At 57.1% G+C, this 779-nt stretch carries 1 pseudogene; it reads left to right on the top strand.

The features are described from left to right. Positions 1-722, top strand: a pseudogene (gene fdhD, locus J5224_RS31620) (formate dehydrogenase accessory sulfurtransferase FdhD); the annotation flags it as partial. Between the last annotated feature and the right edge of the window lie 57 nt (positions 723-779).

The following is a 779-nucleotide window of genomic DNA, read 5'->3' as shown; positions in this document are numbered from 1 at the left end:
ATGCCAGCGAACGGTACGCCATCAAGGCAGCCTGTCTCAGGCCAAAACTGACTGGCTGGCGGAAGAAGTGCCCGTCGCGTTGGTGTACAACGGCATTTCCCATGTGGTGATGATGGCCACGCCCAACGATCTGGAAGCCTTTGCGTTAGGTTTTTCCCTGTCGGAAGGCATTATCACGTCGCCGCAAGAGATTTACGGCATGGACGTGCAGTCGGTCTGCAACGGTATTGAAGTCCAGATAGAACTCTCCAGCCGCCGTTTTGCCGGGCTAAAAGAGCGCCGCCGCGCCATGAACGGCCGCACCGGCTGCGGCGTGTGCGGTGTCGAACAGTTGGAAGAGATCGGCAAACCGGTCACACCGCTGCCCTTCACGCAAACCTTCTCGCTCAATCACCTGGGTGATGCTCTAAAACAACTGACAGAGGTGCAGCACATCGGCCAGTTGACCGGCTCTACCCATGCGGCAGCCTGGCTTTCCAGCGAAGGGACTATTTTGGGTGGTTGCGAAGATGTTGGCCGCCACGTGGCGCTCGATAAGTGCCAGCTATGAGATGGTGCAAAAAGCCGCGATGTGCGGCGTCGAGATTCTGTTTGCCGTCTCGGCGGCCACGTCGCTCGCCATTGATGTCGCTGAGCGTTGCAACCTGACGCTGGCGGGATTTTGCCGCCCAGGTCGGGCAACCATTTATACCCATCCGCAGCGCCTGCACGACAGCACATGAGGCCTGTACGGATAGATTAATCTGTTTTTAGCTTAGGCAACAATGATATAACCGTTT

It is taken from the genome of Candidatus Symbiopectobacterium sp. NZEC135, from assembly GCF_025962695.1.
This window is presented reverse-complemented; position numbering and strand designations above follow the sequence as displayed.